The organism is Flavonifractor sp. An100 (genome assembly GCF_002161175.1).
Lineage (GTDB): Bacteria > Bacillota > Clostridia > Oscillospirales > Oscillospiraceae > Lawsonibacter.
Map to the genome: position 1 here is coordinate 1 of NZ_NFMA01000049.1, position 3,031 is coordinate 3,031.

General features: G+C 64.1%; 1 protein-coding gene. It reads left to right on the top strand.

What is annotated here, in order from left to right; all coding sequences use genetic code 11:
* Nucleotides 1–3,031, top strand: a 3,031-nt coding sequence (locus B5E43_RS14665) for an amino acid adenylation domain-containing protein (RefSeq protein ID WP_143383027.1), incomplete at both ends; no start/stop codon positions are given.

Here is a 3,031-nt window from a genome sequence, read left to right on the forward strand (position 1 = left end):
CCCCAGGCTCAGCACCTCCCCCCCGCTCCTCCCCAGGAGCGCTGGCCTTTAACCCCCATTCAGCAGGGCATCTATGTCCAGTCCCATCTGGACCCCACCGGGCGCACCTACCATATGGCAGCGGCATTCCGCCTGGCTTCCCCCCCGGATATTCCCCGGTTGGAGGGGGCGCTACGTGCCCTAATTGCCCAGGAGCCCCTACTCCGCACCGCCTTTGTCTCAGAGCCCGACGGCATTTTTGCCCGGGTGCAGGCTCAGGTGGAATTTTCCATGCCCGTTTACACCTCCGGCACCCTGGAACAGGCCGCTCAGCCCCTTCTGGCCCCCTTCCAGCTGGACCAGCCCCCTCTGCTGCGGGCGGCTCTGTGGCAGGAGGAGTCCGGGCGGTGGGTTCTGCTACTCAATTCCCATCATATTGTGGGCGACGGTCTCACCACCCCGGTTTTGCTGGGCCGCCTGGACGCCCTCTACCAAGGTCAGGCTCTCGCCCCCCAGCCCCTAACTTATCTGGACTACGCCTGGTTCCTGGCCTCCCAGGCCAGGGAGTCCAGCCGTCTGGACTACTGGACCAAGACCCTGGCTCCCCTGCCTGAGGGGTTGGAGCTGCCAGGGGACTTTGCCCGCAGCCACGACTTTGATTTTCAGGGCAACACCATTTCCTTCTCCCTATCACCCCAGCTCTCCCGCCAGTGCGACGCCTTCTGCGCCAAGCAGGGACTGTCTCCCTACATGTTCTTTCTGGGGGCCTTTGGTCTGCTCCTCTCTCGGCTGTCGGGAAAAGAGGATCTGGTGGTGGGGGCCGCAGCGGCTGGACGGCAGCTGCCGGAGACCCGGGAGATGTGTGGTCCCTTCATCAACACCCTGCCCCTGCGCCTAGCCCCCGCCAAAGGCGCCTCGGTATCCAACTACCTCCGGGCTGTACGGGAGCAGGTCAACGGTATGCTGGACCACCAGCAGGTAGGGCTGGAAGAAATTGTCTCCGCCCTGGGGCTTAAACGCAGCCTGTCCCAAAGCCCCCTGTTCCAAGTCATCTTCTCCCAGCGTCCTGTGGATGCCGGGTCCTTCACTCTGGACGGCAAGGCCATGGAGTACATTCCTCTGCCCACCCACACCGCGCGGATGGACCTGTGGGCGGAGCTATACCAGGAGGGAGACTGCTACGCCTTCCAAGTAGAGTACGCTACCCAGCTGTTTTTGGAGGAGACGGTGCGCTATTACGGCCGCTGTCTGGAGACTATTGCCGCCTCCATGCTCCGGGACGATACCCAGACTCTGGAGGGAGTGGAGGCGCTGTCGACCCGGGACCGTATGGAGCTCATCGACATCCCCAACCACACGGTATACCCCTTCCTGAATCTGCCTATCCCCGTCCAATTTGCCCGGCAGCTAGAGCTGGACCCGGATGCCCCCGCCGTCATTTTCCACGGCCAGGTCACCACCCGCCGCCAGTTGGACCGGAGAGCCTGCCAGATCGCCAATCTGCTCACCCAGGCCGGAGCCCAGCCGGGCTGTCGGATTGGGATTGCCCTGTGCCGCAACGCCGATCTGGTGGCCGCCGTGCTGGCCATCTGGAAGATCGGCGGAGCCTACTCTCCCCTGCTGGCCCACTACCCGGAGCAGCGGCTGTCCTATATGGTGGAGATCGCCGGGATGACCCACATTCTCTGCGACGGCGTCACCCAACCCAAGCTGCCCGCCTCCCTGCCCGTGGTCCAAGTCCCTCTGTCCGACCAGGCCCCGGACACCTTCCAGGCTGTCCCTCTCAAGGAGACCGACCTGGCGGAGGTGCTATTCACCTCCGGCTCCACCGGACGGCCCAAAGGGGTCATGCTGGCCTGGCGGTCCATCGCCAACATGGCCGGGGGCTTCCGGGAGATTTTGGAGCGCTCGGACGGCCCCATTCTGTGCACCACCAATGTGGTCTTTGACATGTTTAACGGCGAGGTGGTCATCCCCCTGTCCATGGGCAAAACCATCGTCATGGCTGATGAGGAGGAGATGATGCTCCCCTGGAAACTGGCCCAGCTCATTGAGCGAGACGGGGTGAAGATCACCCAGTCCACACCCTCCCGGGTCCAGATGTGGTTCTCCAATGAGGCCTTCTGTCAGGCCTCCCAGAACCTAGAGCTGATGATCTACGGAGGGGAGGTGCTCACCGAAACCCTGCTGCGCCAGGCTCAGACCGCATCCCATGAGGCCGCCCAGGTGAACATGTACGGCCCCACCGAGGGCACCGTCTACAACACCACCCGCCCCGCCGACTACCGCAGCTATGTGAACATCGGCTGGCCCATGCGTAACAACCGCCTCTATGTCCTGGACGAAAACCTCAAGCCCGTTTTGCCCACCGCCGCTGGAGAACTGTACCTAGCTGGCGAGTGTGCGGGCGTAGGGTACATCTCCCGCCCCGATCTCACCGAGGCCGCCTTTCTCCCCGATCCCTTCTTCCCGGGAGAACGGATGTACCGCACGGGGGACATTGCCCGGCTGCGTCTGGACGGCTCCTATGACTTTTTGGGCCGGAGAGACGCCCAGGTGAAGCTCAACGGGCAGCGGGTGGAGCTAGACGAGATCAACGGTGCCTTTGTCTCCCAGGGCTGCGCCCTCCAGGCCGCTACCGTCCCGGTGCGGCGGGAGGACGGCTCCATGGAGCTGTTTACCTACTACATTCCCTCTGCCGACCGCCCCGATGGGCGGGAAATCCGTCAGCGTCTAGCCAAGGTGCTGCCCGCTTACATGATCCCCTCCCACATGGAGGCTTTGGAGGCCATGCCCAGCACCCCCACCGGTAAAATCAACCTCCGGGAGCTGAAGGAGCGGGCCCAGTCTTCCGGCGGGCAGATTCCCGACACCTTTGCCCCCCAGCCGGCCGCGGCTTCCCCCTCCAGCGCCCCCGTCCAGGCTTCTGCCGGAGAGGATGCGCCGGCAGACACAGCCCCCGTGGTTTTTGCGGCGACTGAGGCTCCCGCACCTGTGACTTCTCCGGTTTCGGAGCCCTCTTCCCCTGCGCCCCAGCCCCCCTCTCCCTTCC